Below are 16,352 nucleotides of genomic sequence, written 5' to 3'. Positions count from 1 at the left end.
ATGGCGCTCAATGCGCACGATTGCCCCGGAGGGCAAGCGGACGAAGTCTGACGCGGACTGACTACCCCTCGATGGAGACCACCGCGCCCTGTTCGACCGGACGACGCTGGATACGACCGCGCGCCAGCCGGCGCTTGATCCAGGTCTGCATCGGATCGTCGATGACGGCATGGAAGGCGAAGGCGAAGCCGACGGCCGCCAGCACCCCCGCGCCCCAGATGGCCCACTGGACTTCAGTGGACAGGGCGTATTTCGCGATCAGGACATTGGCGACGCCGAACCAGGCGATGCGGACGACCTCGTTCGAGATGAACATCGAGAAGGAGACCACGCTGGCCCGTTCGACCAGTTTCGAGGGGCGCAGCACCGGGATCGCGCCGGCCGCGAGGATGATCAGGGAGATGAAGGTCAGGCTGATCAGGGCGTTCTTGCCGTAGAACTGGACCACGGCCAGACCTACCGCGGCCGAGACGCCGACGATCCGGGCCAGGCGCGGGGCCACGAAAACCTTCTCCGACACCACCGCCAGCGCCATGCCCAGCGCGAACAGCGGCAGGGCGCGCAGGAAGCCGAACTTCATCGGCATCTGATAGACGGGATAGCCGAGGAACTGATGGCAGGCCGCATTGGCCAGCAGATAGACCAGCACCGCCGAGGCCAGCGCCGTCCACGGTCCCATCCGCACCAGCGCCCGCAGGATATAGGGGAACAGGACGTAGCAGCCGACCAGGGCCGAGACGGACCAGCTCGGCGCGTTCCAGCCCAGACCACCGTGGATGCCGAAGGCCTGCGTCAAGGTCAGTTGCGCGGGCAGCTGGTCCCAGGCGAACCATTCGGGATTGCGCGGCGCGACGCCGATCGCGGCGCTCAACACCACCAGCGCAACCAGGGCCAGACCCATGATCAGATGGGCCGGATAGACGCGCAGGAACCGCTTGATGAAGAAGTCGCCCGGCGACAGGGCGCCGCGCCCGACCGCTCCGCCATAGACCCGCATCAGCACATAGCCGCTGTCGATCAGGAAGAAGTTGGTCAGCAGGAAGCCGCCGCGCTCGAACACCGGATGCAGGCTTTCCGCCAGCGGAACCGGGCCTGCCGCCTGGAAGTGATGCAGGATGATCATCGAGGCCACAATGAAACGGAGCGCATCCAGCCACCCGCCGCGCGCGATGGGCGGTGTCTCGTTTCGGGTCGAAATTGCTGTCCAGGCCATTGGAAATCTCTCTTCTGAGGGGAAATCCGCAAGGACCGGGCCGCTTTGCCGTCAGCGAACAACGGTCTAGTCTGCCGGCTTCAGGGGGCTGGATGACCGACGAAGATCCGCGCGAGGGACGCATCCGGCTTGGCCGGCGTCGTCAGCAGGCGACTGAAAGCCTCGACGCCATCGAGATGGCCGAGAACGCCATGGAGTCGACCGAGGAGACGATGGGTCCGCCCGACCCGGCCGTGCTTCTGGTCGAGGAACAGCGCCGCCTGATCAAGGCCCAGGTCTCCAACGAGCGGATGGGCTTCGTCCTGCGCGTCATGACCGCCCTGGTCGGGGTCGCCTTCGTGGTCGGGCTCGGCATGATGGTCTGGACCGCCGCGAATTCGCGCGCTGTGGTCGTGGATCCCTTCGATAGCCCCTACGGCCTGACGCGACGCGGACACACCGGACAGGTGATCGCCCGCAACGTGTCGGATGTGGTCCAGACCATCGGCGCCGACGCCCGGAATTCGTCGGAGAACCGCGCGGTCGCCCTCAACTGGACCCGCGACGTGGCGGTGGTCGTGCCCTCGACCGGCGTGTCGATCGGCGAGATCGACAAGCTGTTGCGCGGCTGGTTCGGCAAGGAGACCCATATCGGAGGCGCCCTGACGGTCAGCGTTGACGGCGAGGTGTCCCTGACCATCCGTGCCGACGGCGTGCGCGGCCGCACCTTCACGGGGCCGGAATCCGAGATGCCGCGGCTGATCACCGAGGCGGCGGAATACATCTACGGGCGGTTCGAACCCCAACTCTTCGCGAGCTATCTTCTGGCGACCCAGCGGTACGAGGATGCAGAGCGGTTCATTCCCGGCGCCTATGCCGGCCATGCCGGTTCGCGCGGCGAGCTCGCCTATGACTGGGGGCTTCTGCTGGCGACTCTGGGACGGCCCGCCGAGGCTGTGGAGAAGCTGCGGTTGGCTTTGCAGTACATGCCGGACGACCAGGAAGTCTGGGAGATGCTGATCGCCACCCTGTTCGACGCGGAGGGCGAGGAGGCCGCCGCGCGTGCGGGGCGGCAGATGAGCGCCAGCTCGCTCGAAAACGGGACGCCGATGGAGAGCTCCAACTACCTCCTGCTGCTTCAGGACTGGACCCGGGCGATCGAGATCGCCGAGGCCGATGTTGCCGAGACCGGCGGGGAGGGCGTCCTGGGCGGACAGGAGATCACCCTCGCCGACTCCGAGGGGCGCCGCCACGATTACGCCGGCGCCTTGCGGCATCTCGCGGGGGCGACGCCTGACGCCCCCCTGACCCTCGCGGCTCGCCGGATGATAGAGACCTACCGCGCCCTCAGCCTGAACGACCGCCCTGCAGCCCTCGCCGCCGCCCAGGCGCTCGATGTCCTCTGGCAGGCGGACGCCGACGTCGCCTTCACCTTCTACGAGGCGCCGTGTTTCCTCGGGCTCGCCGAGGGGCTGTCCGGTCGCTACGCCCAGGCCGAGGCCGCCTTCGTGCGCGGCGACCGCTATGTCGCCTGCGCCGCCTTCCGCGCCGACGTGCTGGAGGCGCGGGGGCTCCGCGCCGAGGCGGACCGCCAGTACGGCGTCGCCATCCGTCTCGCGCCCTCCCTGCCGTTCGCCTACCAGCGGCGGGGGCTGGCCCTGCTGGCGCGCGGCGACAGCGCGCGAGCCCTGACCCGTTTCCGCGACGCGGCCGCGCGAGGCCCTCGCTGGGCCGAGCCGCTCAAGGGCTGGGGCGACGCCCTCGCCGCGCAGGGGCTCTGGGCTCAGGCCGCCGCCAAATACGCCGAGGCGGAGGCGTTCGCGCCGAGGTGGTCTGAACTGCATCTCGCGCATGCGACGGCGCTGGAACGACTTGGCCGCCGCAGGGAGGCTGAAGAGCAGATCGAGAAGGCGGCGAGTTAAGGTCCTTCTCTCCCTGCGGGACAAGGTGGCTGAGCGAAGCGAGGTCGGATGAGGGGTTACGCTGACTTTTGAGGTCAGCGCTGCCAGCCCCTACTCCAGCCGACGGTGCGACCCCTCATCCGTCAGCCTTCGGCTGCCACCTTTCTCCCGCAAGGGGAGAAGGGAATTCTGTGTCAGCTCAGCGCCGCCGCTAACCCCCCGTTAACCACGCTCCCGGCATTTTCTGCCCAGTAGTTTCTGGGGTTGGACGATGAGCGGCGCGGAAGTTCTGGATGTGGGCCGCGACGCCCTGTGGCTGACGATCCAGCTGTGCGCGCCCGTGCTCCTCGTCGGCCTGGTCGTCGGCGTCGGCATCGGCCTGTTCCAGGCCCTGACCCAGATCCAGGAACAGACCCTGGTCTATGCGCCCAAGATCATCGCCATCTTCATCTCCCTGCTGCTGTTCCTGCCGCTGATGGGGGGTCTGCTCGGCGCCTTCATGCGGACCATCGCGGCGCGCATCTCGGGCATGTAGCGGGGCTGAATGGAGCCCTACGCCACCGCCGATCAGGTCTGGGCCGGCGGGCTGATCTTCGCCCGCATCGGCGCCATCATCCTGACCCTGCCGGGCATCGGCGAGACCTATGTCCCGCCGCGCATCCGGCTGTCGCTCGCGCTGGTGATCTCGCTGGCCCTTTGGCCCGTGATCGGCGGGACCCTGCCGGCCCTGCCCGACAGCCTGGGCGCCACGGTGGGGTGGGTGATCCGCGAGGTCATCACCGGCCTGATGATCGGCGTCATCCTGCGGGCCTTCACCAGTGCGCTCGCCACGGCCGGAGAGATCGTCTCGCTCCAGACCACGCTCAGCTTCGCCCAGACGACCAACCCGCTGCAGGCCCAGCCGGGCACCACCATCGCCGCCTTCCTGATGCTGCTGGGGACGGTGCTGGTCTTCGCCACCAACACCCATCACCTGTTCATCGCCGGACTGGTGGGGTCCTATGAACTGATCGCCCCGGCCCGACCGCTGATCGCCGCCGACTTTGCCGAGCTGGCCATCCGCACCGTGGCCGACAGCTTCATGCTGGGCCTCCAGCTGTCGGCGCCGGTCGTCGTCTTTGCCCTGATCTTCAACCTCGCGGCGGGCCTGGTCGGGCGGGTGATGCCGGCCTTCCAGATCTTCTTCGCCGCCGCCCCGCTCAGCATCATCCTGGGCCTGTCGGTCTTCGCCCTGTCGCTCGGCGTGCTGGGAACGGTCTTCATCGACCGCTACCGCGCCCTGGCCAACCTGTTCGTCTCGGGATCGGGAGAGATCGGTGGCTGACGACAAGGATCCCGACTCCAAGACAGAAGAGGCGACACCTCAGAAACTCGAGGAGGCGCGAAAAAAGGGCGACGTCGCGAAATCCGCCGACGTCGCCCCGGCCCTCAGTCTGCTCGGCGCCACCGCCGTCATCGTCATGGGCGGCGGCTATTTCGCCACCTCGATGGCCGAGGCCTTCATGCCGTTTATCGCCTCGCCCCACCTGCTGATCGGCGGGCTTGAGGCGGGAGCGGGCGTCGAGATCGGCATGAACGCCATCTGGGCCGCTGCCCCTTTCCTGGGCGCTGTCATGCTGGCCACCATCGTCGGCGGCGTCGGCGGCAATGTCTTCCAGTCCGGCTTCCTGTTCTCGGCCGAGAAGATGAAGCCCAAATGGGAGAAGGTCAGCCCGATGGGCGGGCTCAAGCGCATCTTCGGCCCCGACGGTCTGATGCAGTTCGCCCAGACCTTCGCCAAGCTGATCGCCGTGTCGGTCATCTGCTGGATGGTGCTGAAGCCCCACGCCCGCGAGTTCGAGAACATGGCGGCCATGTCGCCGGCGGCCATCCTTCCGCTCGCGCGCGACATGATGATCGCCCTGATGGCCTCGACCCTGGTCTTTCTGGTTCTGGGCGCCGGGGCCGACTTCATCTGGCAGAAGATGCGCTTCGCCAAACGCCAGCGGATGACCAAGGAAGAGGTCAAGGAAGAGTACAAGAACACCGAGGGCGATCCGCACGTCAAAGCCAAGCTGAAGCAGATCCGCATGCAGCGCAGCCGCCAGCGGATGATGCAGAACGTGCCCAAGGCCACGGTCATCGTCACCAACCCGACCCACTATTCGGTGGCCCTGCGCTACGAGGCCGGCGACGCGGCTCCGGTCTGCGTGGCCAAGGGCGTCGACGCCCTCGCCCTGCGCATCCGCGAGGTCGCGCGCGAGCACGATGTGCCCATTGTCGAGAACGTGCCGCTCGCCCGCGCCCTCTACGCCGCCGTCGACATCGACGAGACCATCCCGCGCGAACACTTCGAAGCCGCCGCCAGGGTCATCGGCTTCGTCATGCAGAAGCGGAAGCGGCGATAGCGCTGTATGATCAGCCCACTGATTCGCGGGGCTGCCTTGCCATGACCGTCTCCAGCGCGCCCTCGGCGCCGAAGTTCGACATCACCGTGATCCTGATGGCGGTCGGTTTCGCCGTGGCCATAGCCGCCCTGGCCTGGCCCGCCTTCCAGGCCGGTCCCCTCACGACGCCGCACATGATCCTGCTGGTCACCGTGGCGGCCGTCGCCCTGATGGGACTGTTCGCCCTCAACCGGATCGAGGTCCGAAGCAGCGACCGGCCCGCCGGGGATGTGGCGGTCGAGATGCTCGACGCCATGGCCGAGCCCGCCGCCCTGGTCTGGGCGTCCGGCGCCGTGCTGGCCTACAACGGAGCCTGGGCCTCCCAGAACGGGGCGACCGTCAACCTGCCGAAAGGCAAGTCCGCCCAGGCCCTCTACATGGCCTTCGCCCAGGCCAGGTCCGGGCAGCAGGGCCGCGCCATCGTCCTGATCGGCGAGCGCGAGATCGAAGTCCTGATCGGCCAGGCCGGGGAGGGGCGGTTCCTCGTTCGCGAGGCGCCCGAGGCGACCCTCAGCAGCACCCCGACCGCCGTCGCCGCGCCCGCCTATGCCGCATCTGCCGGTGACGCCCGCGCCATGGCGGCCGGGGCGCCGTTCGGCTCTGCGGTCATTGCCGGCGACGACATCTTCTCCTGTCGTGCCGAGGAGGCGAACCCGGCGCTCGCCACCCTGACCGGTCCCGCCTCGGCCCGCGACGCCGCCTTCGGTCATCTGTTCGACCCGGCCGGGGTGATCGAGGCTCGCGACCGGATCGCCGCCGGATCGACCGGCCCGATCGAGCTGATCGCCCGCGCTCACCCCGACAGGATGCTGCATCTCTATGTCGCCCCGGAAGGCGACAAGCGGCGCGTCTGGCTGTTCGACGTCTCGGCCCAGAAGTCGATGGAGCTGCAGCTGTCGCAGGCCCAGAAGATGCAGGCCGTGGGCCAGCTGGCCGGCGGCGTGGCCCACGACTTCAACAACCTGCTGACCGCCATCCAGCTGCAGCTGTCAGAGCTGCTGGAGCGCCACCCGGTCGGCGATCCGTCCTATGACGGGCTGAACCAGATCCGCCAGACCGGCATCCGCGCCGCCGATCTGGTGCGGAAGTTGCTGGCCTTCTCGCGCAAATCGACCGTCCGCCGCGAACGTCTCGACCTCGGCGAACTGGTCGGGGAGTTCGCGGTCCTGCTGCGGCGTCTGCTGCGCGAGGACGTGCGGCTGGAAACCGACTACGGCCGCGACCTGCCGGTGGTGCTGGCCGACAAGTCCCAGCTGGAGACGGCGGTCATGAATCTGGCCGTCAACGCCCGCGACGCCATGCGCGGCGTGGTCGAGCCCGGCGCCGGCGTGGTCACGATCAAGACCCTGCGGCTGACCCAGGCCGACGCGCGCGCGCTGGGCTGGCATGAGGCGCCGGAGGGCGACAGCGCCCTGATCGAGGTCTCCGACACCGGTCCCGGCGTTCCGACCGAACTGCTCGACAAGATCTTCGAACCCTTCTTCACCACCAAGGCGGTCAACGAGGGCACGGGCATGGGCCTGGCCACCGTCTACGGCATCGTCCAGCAGGCCGGCGGTCATATCGGCGTGGCCAATCTGGAAGGGGCGGGCGCCGCCTTCCGCATCTTCCTGCCCGCCGCCTCGGAACAGGAACTGATCGAGGCCGGCCCGGTCGAGGCCAAGGTCAAGGCCGCCCCGCGCGACCTGTCCGGCAACGGCCGCATCCTGTTCGTCGAGGACGAGGCCGCCGTGCGCGGCATCGCCGCCCGCCTGCTGCGCCAGCGTGGCTACGAGGTCATCGAGGCCGCCGACGGCGAGGAGGCCCTGGCCCTGGCCGAAGAGTGGGCCGGTCAGATCGATATGATGATCTCGGACGTCATCATGCCCGGTCTGGATGGACCGTCCTTGCTGAAGAAGGCTCGCCAGTATCTCGGCGACGCCCCGGTCATGTTCATCTCCGGCTATGCCGAGAGCGACTTCTCCGACCTGCTGCAGGACGAGACCGGCGTGTCCTTCCTGCCCAAGCCGCTGGACATCAAGACGCTTGCAGAGCGGGTGAAGCAGGAACTGCGGCCGGGGTGAAGCGACCCTGCCTCTGGGAGGAGGAACTGACCGCCCCTTGCCTCCCGGCCCCGCTTCCTACCCTATGCGGCCGGACCCAGTTCCGGAGTTAGCCATGCTCGATCGCCGCAGCCTCATGTTCTCCGCCGCCGGGGCCGGCCTGCTCGCCGCCTTGCCGGTTTCGGCCTTCGCCCAGTCGCAACAGGACGCCGCCCTCGACGCCTTGCTGGGCGAATGGTTCTACGACAACGTCGAGCGCAACCCGACCTTCGCCACCAGCCTGGGCATCGACAAGGACGACCGGGCCCATCTGGCCGCACAGTTCGCTGACCTGAGCCTTGAGGCGGAGGAGGCAGACAAGGCGCGGGATATCGCCCGCTGGAACCGCATCAGGGACTGGCCGACCACCAACCTGTCCGACAGCATGAAGGTCACCCTGGCCGTCTCGCAGTTCCAGGCCGAGACCGCCGCGATGCGCGCCGAACTGCCCTTCGCCGGTTCGCCCTATGTCGTGGCCCAGAACGGCGGCGCCTATTTCAACGTTCCTGACTTCATGACCAACCAGCACCGGCTGGAGAGCGCGGCCGATGCCGAGGCCTTCCTGTCGCGGCTGAAGGCCTTCGCGGTCCAGCTCGATCAGGAAAACGCCCGGCTTGAGGCGGACGCCGGGGCGGGCATCACCCTGCCGGCCGTTATCATGGACAAGACCCTGACGCAGCTGAAGACGCTGCGCGACACCGCCGCCGCCGAGATGGCCATGGTGCAGGCCCTGGTCCGCAAGACGGGCGAGAAGGCGATCTCCGGCGACTGGGGCGCCCGCGCCGTTGTCATCGTCGATGAAGAGATCAGGCCGGCCCTGACCCGCCAGATCGCGGTCTTCGAGGCCCAGCGGCCGGACGCCTCGACCGACGTCGGCGTCTGGCGGCTGCCGCAGGGCGAGCGGCTCTATAATCTCGGCATACGGGGCTACACGACCACGACCTATACCGGCGCCGAGATCCATGAGATCGGCCTGCAACAGGTCGCCTCGATCCAGGCCGAGATCGACACCATCCTGAAGAGCCTGGGCATGACCGGGGGCACGGTCGGCGAGCGGGTCAATGCGCTCGGTCAGGACCCGCAGCACCTGTGGCCCAACACCGACGAGGGCAAGGTCGCCCTGATCGCCTCGCTCAACGACATGGTCGCGGCGATCACCCCGCGCCTGCCCGAGGTCTTCTCGACCCTGCCCCAGGCGCCGGTCGAGATCCGGCGCGTGCCGGTGTCGATCCAGATCGGCGCGCCGGGCGGCTACTATCAGGCGGCGTCGCTGGATGGCTCGCGACCGGGCGCCTACTACATCAACCTGCGCGACACGGCGAACCGGCCGAAATGGTCGCTGCCGACCCTGACCTATCACGAGGCGGTGCCGGGTCATCACTTCCAGATTTCCGTCGCCCGCGAGGCCGGGACCCTGCCGATCTATCGCCGGGCCAGCGGCTTCTCGGCCTACAATGAGGGCTGGGCCCTCTATTCCGAACGCGTCGCCGCCGACGACCTGAACATGTACGAGGGCAACCCGCTGGGCCGGATCGGCTATCTGCAGGCCTATCTGTTCCGCGCCGTCCGCCTGGTCGTCGACACCGGCCTGCACGACAAGCGCTGGAGCCGTGAACAGGCGATCGCCTACATGATCGCCGAGGCCGCCACCCCCGCCAACGCCGCCCAGTCCGAGGTCGATCGCTACATCGTCTGGCCGGGCCAGGCCTGCTCCTACAAGCTGGGCCAGACCGTCATCGAGGGCCTGCGTCAGGAAGCGGAAGCGAAGCCGGGCTTCGATATCAAGGCCTTCCACGACCGGATGTTGCTCAACGGCTCGGTGCCGCTGGCGGTGCTTCAGGGCATCATGCGGGCGTAAGCGCAATCTCGGCGGCGATGTCGGGATCGGCCGCCGCCTCGGCCAGCAGCCAGTCGCGGAACCGCGCGATCTTGGGCGACCGCCGGCGATCCTCGGGCCAGGCGATGAAATAGCCTTCGGACAGTCTCACCGTCTGCCGGAACGGTCGGACCAGCAGGCCCGCCTTGATCTCGCGGGCGAAAAGGATGGGCGACCCCAGGGCGATCCCCTGACCGCCCATGGCCGCCGCCACCTCCAGCCCCTGGATGTCGGCCCTCAGCCGCGAGGCAGGCGTCGCCCCCGTCGTGACCCCGGCGCAGGCGAACCATGCCGCCCATTCCTTCTCGTCCCCGACCCTGGGCGCGTCGACCAGATCGGCCGGATCCTTCAGCCTGAGCCGCTCGCAGAGGGTCGGGCTGCACAGGGGGGTGAAGACGCTGGGCATCAGCAGGGCGCATTCGACCCCGGGCCAGTCGCCGTCGCCTGACCTGAGCGCGATATCCATGTTCTCGCGCGCGAGGTCGATGATGGTCGGGCTCGTGTCCAGCCTGACGGCCAGCCCCGGATTGGCGACCTGAAATGCCCCGAGCCGCGGCGCCAGCCACTGGGTCGCCAGGGTCGTCAGGGTGGTGATCGACAGCACCCCCTGATCCGCCTCGGTCACCTCGGCGAAGGCCCGGCGCAAAATGGTCATGGCCTCGGTCGCCGCCCGCGACAGCCGCTCGCCCTGTTCGGTCGGCTGAACCTCGCGCGGCAGTCGCCGGAACAGGCTGAACCCCAGCCGCGTCTCCAGCGCCTTGATCTGCCAGCTGACCGCCGCCTGGGTCATGCCGAGTTCCTCCGCCGCGCGGGTGAAACTGTTCAGACGCGCCGCCGCCTCGAACACGCGAATCGACGAAAGGGGCAGGCCGGCGAGCGGATCACGCATAAGGACACCTAGGGCTGACCCGTCATACTACTGGTTTGCGAACGGGCGCTGTCAAGCCGATATGTTCAATATCGAAGGCAATCGGCACAGGAGGCCGCCATGGAAGAGATTCATCGTAAGCATAAGGAAGCCGCGTGGGGGTGGCTGGCTCTCGTTCTGGCCGTCCTGGACGGTTTCCCCAGGCGTCGCACCCGGACGACGGCCGCGCGGCGCCGTTTGACGAGCGTGGTGACGCCTTGGAGCAATCACTCGCCCAGCGGCTGGTCGGCCTGATCGATTTCTGAACACAGCCGCTTGTCCCGGCGGCGCGGTTGATGACCAATGCGGCTCGTTGTTTTCGGGAGCCCGCCATGATCGACCGCCGCCGCCTGATGTTCACCGCCGCCGCCGGAGCCAGCCTGATGGCCGCCGGGCAGGTCATCGCCCGGCCCCAGGCCGGAACGGCATCGGCCGCCTTCACGGCGGTAATGAACTCGATCGTTCAGGAGACGCTGATGACGTCTCCGGAGCTGCTGACCTCGCTGGGCTTCGACAAGGGGCCGAACGCGCCGAAGAAGGCGCAGCTCGACGACCGGTCCCAGGCCAAGATCGATGCGGACAAGGCGACCTTCCGCGGGCAGATGACCGCCCTGAAAGCCGTCGACCGCGCCGCCCTGAGCACCGACGAGAAGGTGTGGTACGACTCGCTCGAGTATTTCGGCGACACCGCCATGCTCGGCTACGACTTCCCCTACGGCGGCGGGTTCAGCCCGTCGCCCTACAGCGTCAGCCAGCTGACCGGTTCCTACCAAGGCATCCCGGACTTCCTCGACAGTCAGCATTCGATCGAGACGGCCGAGGACGCCGAGGCCTATCTGAGCCGCGTCTCGGCTTTCGCCACAGCTCTCGATCAGGAGACGGCGCGGATCGAAGCCGAGTTCGAGGCCGGGGCGGTCCCGCCTGATTTCGTCATCGCCCGCACGCTCGGTCAGATGGAATCGCTGATGTCGCCCGGCGCGGCCGGAACGACCCTGGTTCAGTCGGTGGTCCGGAGGACGGGCGAGAAGTCGATCGCCGGCGACTGGGGCTCGCGCGCCGAGACCATCGTCAACGACGCCGTCTTCCCCGCCCTGACCCGTCAGGCGGATGCGCTGCGTGCGCGTCAGGCCGGGGCGACCCACGACGCCGGCGTCTGGCGTCTGCCGGACGGCGATGACTTTTACCGCTTCGGCATCCGGAGCTACACGACGACCAATCTGTCCGGCGACGAGATCCACGAGATCGGTCTGGCGCAACTAGCCGAACTGTCCGCCCGAGCCGACGGCCTGCTGAAGGCGCAGGGGCTGACGCAGGGGTCGGTCGGCGCGCGGATCAAGGCGCTCGGCGAAGACCCGGCCCAGCGCTATCCGAATACGGATGAGGCCAAGGAGCAGCTCCTGCGCGACCTCAATACCCAGACGGAAGAGGTGCGCCGTCGCATGCCGCAGTATTTCGGTCGCCTGCCGCAGGCCGCCGTCGAGATCCGGCGCGTGCCCAAGGCGATCGAGGCCGGGGCGCCGGGCGGCTACTACAACTCGCCCGCGCTGGATGGGTCGCGGCCGGGCATCTACTACATCAACCTGCGCGACACGGCCGAGTGGCCAAGGCTGCAGCTGCCGACCCTGACCTATCACGAGGCGGTGCCGGGCCATCACCACCAGATCGCCCTGGCGCAGGAGCGGGCCAATACGCCGCTGCTGATGAAGGTGCTGGGCTTCTCGGCCTATTCGGAAGGCTGGGGCCTGTATGCCGAACAGCTGGCCGACGAGATCGGCATGTACGAGAACGATCCCTACGGGAAGATCGGCTATCTCCAGTCCCTGATGTTCCGGGCCACGCGCCTGGTTGTCGACAGCGGCATGCACGCCAAGCGCTGGAGCCGGGAGCAGGCGATCCGGTTCATGGTCGACGCGCTGGGCGACGCCGAGAGCGCGGTCACCACCGAGATCGAGCGCTACTGCGTCTGGCCGGGGCAGGCCTGCTCCTACAAACTGGGTCACACCAAATGGGTCGAGCTGCGCGAGACGGCTAAGGCGACCTTGGGCGACCGGTTCGACATCAAGGCCTTCCACGACGCGGGCATGAACACCGGCGGTGTTCCCCTGACGGTGCTTGAGCGGGTCATCACCGAATGGACCGCAGCGCAGGCGGCCGCCTGATGATCGATCGTCGCCGACTGCTCGTCTCCGCCGCCGCGGGAGCGGGTCTCGCCGCCCTGCCGTCCCTGGCCTTCGCCCGCGCGGACGAGGACGCGCGGCTGGACGCCATCCTGTCGCGCCAGTTCGATGAGGATATGGATGGGGCGCCGCAGGGAGCGACGGCGCTGGGGCTTGATGTCGGCGAGCGGGCGGGGCTGCGGAGCCGGCTGGATGACCGGTCGTTGGCCGCCGCCGAGCAGGAGGCGGTTCGGGCGCGCGAAAGGCTGCAGGAGCTTCAGACGATCGATCCGGCCGCCCTCTCGGCCGAGGGGCGGGCGAGCTACGACGTGCTGTCGTTCCAGAAGGAGATCGCGGCCGAGTCCGCCGGCTTTGGCTGGCACACAGCCGACAGCTGGCGGCGGACCCCCTATGTCGTCAGCCAGATCAACGGCGCCTATGTCGACGTGCCGAGCTTCCTCGACACCACCCATCCGGTGAAGACGCGCGAGGACGCCGACGCCTTCATCGAAAGGCTGAGCGCCTTCCCGGCCTCTCTCGATGGGGACACCGAACGCAGCCAGGCCCATGCGGGCATGGGGATGGTCGCGCCGGACTTCATCCTCGACAAGGCCATCGCCCAGCTGACCGCGCTGCGGGATCAGCCCGGAACCGACCAGGCGATGGTGCGCAGCCTAGCCCGCAAGATGGCCGAGGCGGGGATCGAGGGCGACCACGTCGGCCGGGCCGAAACCCTTCTGGACGGGCCGGTGAAACAGGCGCTGGAGCGGCAGATCGCAGAGCTGCGGCGTCAGCGGGTCGAGGCGGTCCATGACGCCGGGATCGGCGGGCGGCCGGACGGCCAGTCCTATTACGCCCTGAACCTGAAGGCCTATACGACCACGACCTCTGCGGCAGCCGAGATCCATCAGCTGGGTCTGGACCAGGTGGCCGACATCCAGTCTCAGGCCGACGCCCTGCTGAAGGCCGAGGGCTATACCCGGGGCACTGTCGCCGAGCGGATGGCGGCGCTGCGGACCGAGGCGCGGTTCGTCTGGCCCAATACGGACGCGGGTCGGGCCGACCTGCTGACCTACGTCAACGCCGAGATGGAGCGCGTTCGCGCCCGCATGCCGGAGGTGTTTGCCCGTGTTCCGACCAGCGAGTTCCTGGTCCAGCGCGTCCCGCCCGCGATCGAGGCCGGCGCCCCCGGCGGCTATGCCCAGGGCGGCAGTCTGGATGGGAGCCGGCCCGGGATCTACTTCATCAACCTGAAGGACACGGCGGACTGGCCGCGCTGGACGCTGAAGACCCTGACCTATCACGAGGCGGCGCCGGGGCATCTGTTCGAAGGCGCGCTGGCGCTGCAGTCGGCGAACCTGCCGCTGTATCGCAAGACGGTCGGCTTCTCCGCCTATGGCGAGGGCTGGGGCCTGTATGCGGAGCGGCTTGCCGATGAGCTCGGCCTCTACGAAGGCGATCCCTTCGGCCGCATCGGCTATCTGGAGAGCTTCCTGTTCCGCGCCTGTCGCCTCGTGGTGGACACCGGTCTGCACGCCAAGGGCTGGAGCCGCGAAGAGGCCATTCGCTACATGGCCGAGAATGTCGGTGATCCGAACGAGACCGAGATCGACCGTTATTGCTCCGCCCCGGGTCAGGCCTGTTCCTACAAGATGGGAGAGATCGCGATCACCGGGCTGCGGGAAGAGCTGAAGACGGGTCCGAACTTCGATCTGAAGCGGTTCCATTCTGCGGTGCTGGATGGCGGTCGCATGCCGCTGACGGTGCTGGAGCGACGGGTGCGGGCGGCCTTCGCCTAGACGGTCTGGCCGTCCTGCTGCCGCAAGGTGTTGTGGATGTCGGTCGCGGCGACAGCGGCCTCGGCGGTGGCGACGGCGATCTGGTTGAGGCCGCGCACGACGTCGCCGGCGGCGTAGAGGCCGGCGATGCTGGTCTTCTGGTGCAGATCGACTTCGAGCCCTCCGTCGTCGGCGAGGCGGGCGCCGAGGGACTGGGCCAGTTCGGCGTTGGGTGAGGTCCCGAGCGCGGAATAGACGAGGTCGAAGGCCTGATACTGACCGTTCCAGCACAGGGCGGTGACGCGGTCGCCTTCGAGACGCACCTTTTCGATCGGCGTCTCGACCAGTTCGATACCGAGGCGGACAAGGGCCTCGCGTTCGGTCAGGGCGTCAGTTGCGCCGACGTGGATCAGGGTCACCCGGTCGGAATAGGTGCGCAGGAAGGCGGCCTCGCGCACCCCCTTGTCGTCGTGGCCGATGACGGCGACGGCCTTGCCGGTCACTTCGTAGCCGTCGCAGATGGGGCAGATGCGGACCAGAGTGCGCTCGATGGCGCGTTCCACGCCCGGCAGGTCGGGGTGGTGGTCGATCACTCCCGTCGCCAGCAGGACCGCCCGCGCCCGGATCTCGCGTCCGTTCAGAGAACCGACGAAAAGGTCGCCGTCATGCCGGAGGGTCTCGACGCGACCGGCCTCGATCCGCGCGCCGTATTCTTCCGCCTGCTCGCGCATGCGGGATAGGATGGCGTCGCCGGTGATGCCGGCGGGAAAGCCCGGCATGTTGTGACTGAGCGGGATCCAGCCGGCGCGCGGGGCGCCGCCGTCGGCGATCAGCACAGAGCGCAGGAAACGGGTCAGATAGGTCGCGGCGGTCAGGCCGGCGGGACCCGCCCCGACGATCAGGACGTCGATGTCGGCCTGTGCATCGGTCATTCGCTGACCCAGGACGCGGGCCAATAGTCGCTGGGGACGCCCCAGCATTCGGACATCGCAGACGACGATTTCAGAACGAAGCCCTGACTCGTCCAGGCCCAGCTGTCGGCCATGCCGCAGTCGCCAAGGCCGCGTCCCTTGTTGAAGGCGTCGAGGACCCGGGTCGCCGGATCGAAGGCAGAGTTGACGAGAAACGCCTCGTGTTCGCCGGCGGCGGTCGGGAAGGTCAGGCGGCGCGGATCGGTCCCCCGGGGCGTCGTCGTGAAATAGCCGGTGATCAGATTGTAGGCGCCCGCGCCGCAGGGGACGCCCCACAGGACGGTGTTCGCATCCAGCCGGGCCGAGGAGATCACCGTCTGCAGGGATGGGTTGAAGGCGGTGTCGGCCCGGCACTGGACCACGGCCGGCAGGGCCTCCAGCGCCGCGGGCAGGGTCTGGCCCTCCTGATCGCCGTATCCGGCCTGGGACACGGCGGGAGCCGGGGTCACGCGGGGGGGAGGGGTGGCTGCGGGCGCGGCGGAGGCCGGGCGCGACCCCTTGCGGATCAGGGCGGTGGTCGTGCCCAGCCGGCCCTGATGCTCGTCGATCCACAACAGGGAGGCGGCGGCGCCGCTGAGCGAAATGGGCACGCTCTCCGAACCGGCGCCCAAGGACATGGTCTGGCTCTCGGCCATCTCGTCGATCAGGCTTCGCACGAGTTCAGGATCCACCGTCGCGACGGGGAGGGCGTCCTCGCCGGTCGCCGCCGTCAGGCCGTTGAAGGTGTTGTTGTCGATCCGTGCGGTCACCGGGCCGTCGAACGATCCACTTTCCGGCCAGAAGCCGACGACGACCTGTGGTCGGGCATCCGGTCCGGCCGGCATGGTGATCCGGACCCAGCCGGCCCCCTCGGTGGCATGGCCGAAGGCGTGGCAGGTCCCGATGTTGTCGCAAACGGCGAGCCAGTCCCGGAACGTCCGTTCGTTCGGATTTCCCTCTCCGGCGTCAGCGCTTCCGGCCAGGGCTCGCGCGCGACCCTTGGCATCGGCCCTGGCGGACTGGTCATCACCGCACGCGGCCAGCAAGGCCGCCAAGGCCATCAGTGCGATCAGACGCATTCCATT

Annotated in this window: 12 protein-coding genes; 8 read left to right on the top strand and 4 right to left on the bottom strand. The window is 68.4% G+C overall.

What is annotated here, in order from left to right; all coding sequences use genetic code 11:
* Positions 1–61: 61 nt before the first annotated feature.
* On the bottom strand, positions 62–1,213 hold the full coding sequence (locus tag ACW17Y_RS12765; protein WP_492036065.1) for an acyltransferase family protein: 1,152 nt from the start codon (positions 1,211–1,213) through the stop codon (positions 62–64).
* Between the two features lie 92 nt (positions 1,214–1,305).
* Here ACW17Y_RS12765 and ACW17Y_RS12760 point away from each other — a divergent pair, with 92 nt between their 5' ends.
* The 6 genes from ACW17Y_RS12760 to ACW17Y_RS12735 all read left to right on the top strand — a co-directional run bounded on the left by ACW17Y_RS12760 (position 1,306) and on the right by ACW17Y_RS12735 (position 9,458).
* The gene (locus tag ACW17Y_RS12760; RefSeq protein WP_492036064.1) at positions 1,306–3,114 is read left to right on the top strand and encodes a hypothetical protein; all 1,809 of its coding nucleotides are present in this window, start codon (positions 1,306–1,308) and stop codon (positions 3,112–3,114) included.
* Positions 3,115–3,364: 250 nt separating this feature from the next.
* A complete protein-coding gene (fliQ, locus tag ACW17Y_RS12755; RefSeq protein ID WP_425987983.1) occupies positions 3,365–3,628 on the top strand; it encodes a flagellar biosynthesis protein FliQ in 264 nt (87 codons plus the stop codon).
* A gap of 9 nt (positions 3,629–3,637) precedes the next feature.
* Entirely contained in the window at positions 3,638–4,417 is a 780-nt protein-coding gene (gene fliR / locus ACW17Y_RS12750; RefSeq protein ID WP_492036063.1) for a flagellar biosynthetic protein FliR, read from the top strand.
* Positions 4,410–5,480, top strand: a complete 1,071-nt coding sequence (gene flhB / locus ACW17Y_RS12745) for a flagellar biosynthesis protein FlhB (RefSeq protein ID WP_492036062.1) — start codon at positions 4,410–4,412, stop codon at positions 5,478–5,480. Before fliR ends, flhB begins: the two co-directional genes overlap by 8 nt.
* Before the next feature lie 41 nt (positions 5,481–5,521).
* On the top strand, positions 5,522–7,582 hold the full coding sequence (cckA, locus tag ACW17Y_RS12740) for a cell cycle histidine kinase CckA (RefSeq protein WP_492036061.1): 2,061 nt from the start codon (positions 5,522–5,524) through the stop codon (positions 7,580–7,582).
* Between the two features lie 94 nt (positions 7,583–7,676).
* Positions 7,677–9,458 (top strand): DUF885 domain-containing protein, encoded by a 1,782-nt coding sequence (locus tag ACW17Y_RS12735; protein WP_492036060.1) that lies wholly within the window; start codon positions 7,677–7,679, stop codon positions 9,456–9,458.
* Here ACW17Y_RS12735 and ACW17Y_RS12730 read toward each other — a convergent pair.
* Positions 9,445–10,365 carry a LysR substrate-binding domain-containing protein gene (locus tag ACW17Y_RS12730; RefSeq protein WP_492036059.1) on the bottom strand — a complete coding sequence of 307 codons (921 nt, stop codon included), beginning with the start codon at positions 10,363–10,365 and terminating at the stop codon, positions 9,445–9,447. The two genes, ACW17Y_RS12735 and ACW17Y_RS12730, sit on opposite strands and share 14 nt — an antisense overlap.
* A 350-nt stretch (positions 10,366–10,715) precedes the next feature.
* Between ACW17Y_RS12730 and ACW17Y_RS12725 the strand changes: the two genes are divergently transcribed.
* Positions 10,716–12,542 (top strand): DUF885 domain-containing protein, encoded by a 1,827-nt coding sequence (locus tag ACW17Y_RS12725; protein WP_492036058.1) that lies wholly within the window; start codon positions 10,716–10,718, stop codon positions 12,540–12,542.
* Positions 12,542–14,338, top strand: coding sequence for a DUF885 domain-containing protein (locus tag ACW17Y_RS12720; protein WP_492036057.1), 1,797 nt, complete (start codon positions 12,542–12,544; stop codon positions 14,336–14,338). The genes ACW17Y_RS12725 and ACW17Y_RS12720 overlap by 1 nt, the downstream gene beginning before the upstream one ends.
* Here ACW17Y_RS12720 and ACW17Y_RS12715 read toward each other — a convergent pair.
* Together ACW17Y_RS12715 and ACW17Y_RS12710 are read right to left on the bottom strand one after the other, a co-directional pair.
* Positions 14,335–15,249, bottom strand: a complete 915-nt coding sequence (locus tag ACW17Y_RS12715) for an NAD(P)/FAD-dependent oxidoreductase (protein ID WP_492036056.1) — start codon at positions 15,247–15,249, stop codon at positions 14,335–14,337. The two genes, ACW17Y_RS12720 and ACW17Y_RS12715, sit on opposite strands and share 4 nt — an antisense overlap.
* A complete protein-coding gene (locus ACW17Y_RS12710; RefSeq protein ID WP_492036055.1) occupies positions 15,246–16,346 on the bottom strand; it encodes a DUF1176 domain-containing protein in 1,101 nt (366 codons plus the stop codon). Before ACW17Y_RS12710 ends, ACW17Y_RS12715 begins: the two co-directional genes overlap by 4 nt.
* Positions 16,347–16,352 lie beyond the last annotated feature (6 nt).

The organism is Brevundimonas sp. AVps7 (genome assembly GCF_058681545.1).
The sequence above is the reverse complement of the archived record's forward strand: the minus strand, read 5'-3'. Positions and strand labels throughout refer to the sequence as shown.

What these genes read in the sequence shown, in the direction of transcription:
- ACW17Y_RS12765 (WP_492036065.1), bottom strand. Translation starts at nt 1,213, where the DNA reads ATGGCCTGGACAGCAATTTCGACCCGAAACGAGACACCGCCCATCGCG.
- ACW17Y_RS12760 (WP_492036064.1), top strand. Translation starts at nt 1,306, where the DNA reads ATGACCGACGAAGATCCGCGCGAGGGACGCATCCGGCTTGGCCGGCGT.
- fliQ (WP_425987983.1), top strand. Translation starts at nt 3,365, where the DNA reads ATGAGCGGCGCGGAAGTTCTGGATGTGGGCCGCGACGCCCTGTGGCTG.
- fliR (WP_492036063.1), top strand. Translation starts at nt 3,638, where the DNA reads ATGGAGCCCTACGCCACCGCCGATCAGGTCTGGGCCGGCGGGCTGATC.
- cckA (WP_492036061.1), top strand. Translation starts at nt 5,522, where the DNA reads ATGACCGTCTCCAGCGCGCCCTCGGCGCCGAAGTTCGACATCACCGTG.
- ACW17Y_RS12735 (WP_492036060.1), top strand. Translation starts at nt 7,677, where the DNA reads ATGCTCGATCGCCGCAGCCTCATGTTCTCCGCCGCCGGGGCCGGCCTG.
- ACW17Y_RS12730 (WP_492036059.1), bottom strand. Translation starts at nt 10,365, where the DNA reads ATGCGTGATCCGCTCGCCGGCCTGCCCCTTTCGTCGATTCGCGTGTTC.
- ACW17Y_RS12725 (WP_492036058.1), top strand. Translation starts at nt 10,716, where the DNA reads ATGATCGACCGCCGCCGCCTGATGTTCACCGCCGCCGCCGGAGCCAGC.
- ACW17Y_RS12720 (WP_492036057.1), top strand. Translation starts at nt 12,542, where the DNA reads ATGATCGATCGTCGCCGACTGCTCGTCTCCGCCGCCGCGGGAGCGGGT.
- ACW17Y_RS12715 (WP_492036056.1), bottom strand. Translation starts at nt 15,249, where the DNA reads ATGACCGATGCACAGGCCGACATCGACGTCCTGATCGTCGGGGCGGGT.
- ACW17Y_RS12710 (WP_492036055.1), bottom strand. Translation starts at nt 16,346, where the DNA reads ATGCGTCTGATCGCACTGATGGCCTTGGCGGCCTTGCTGGCCGCGTGC.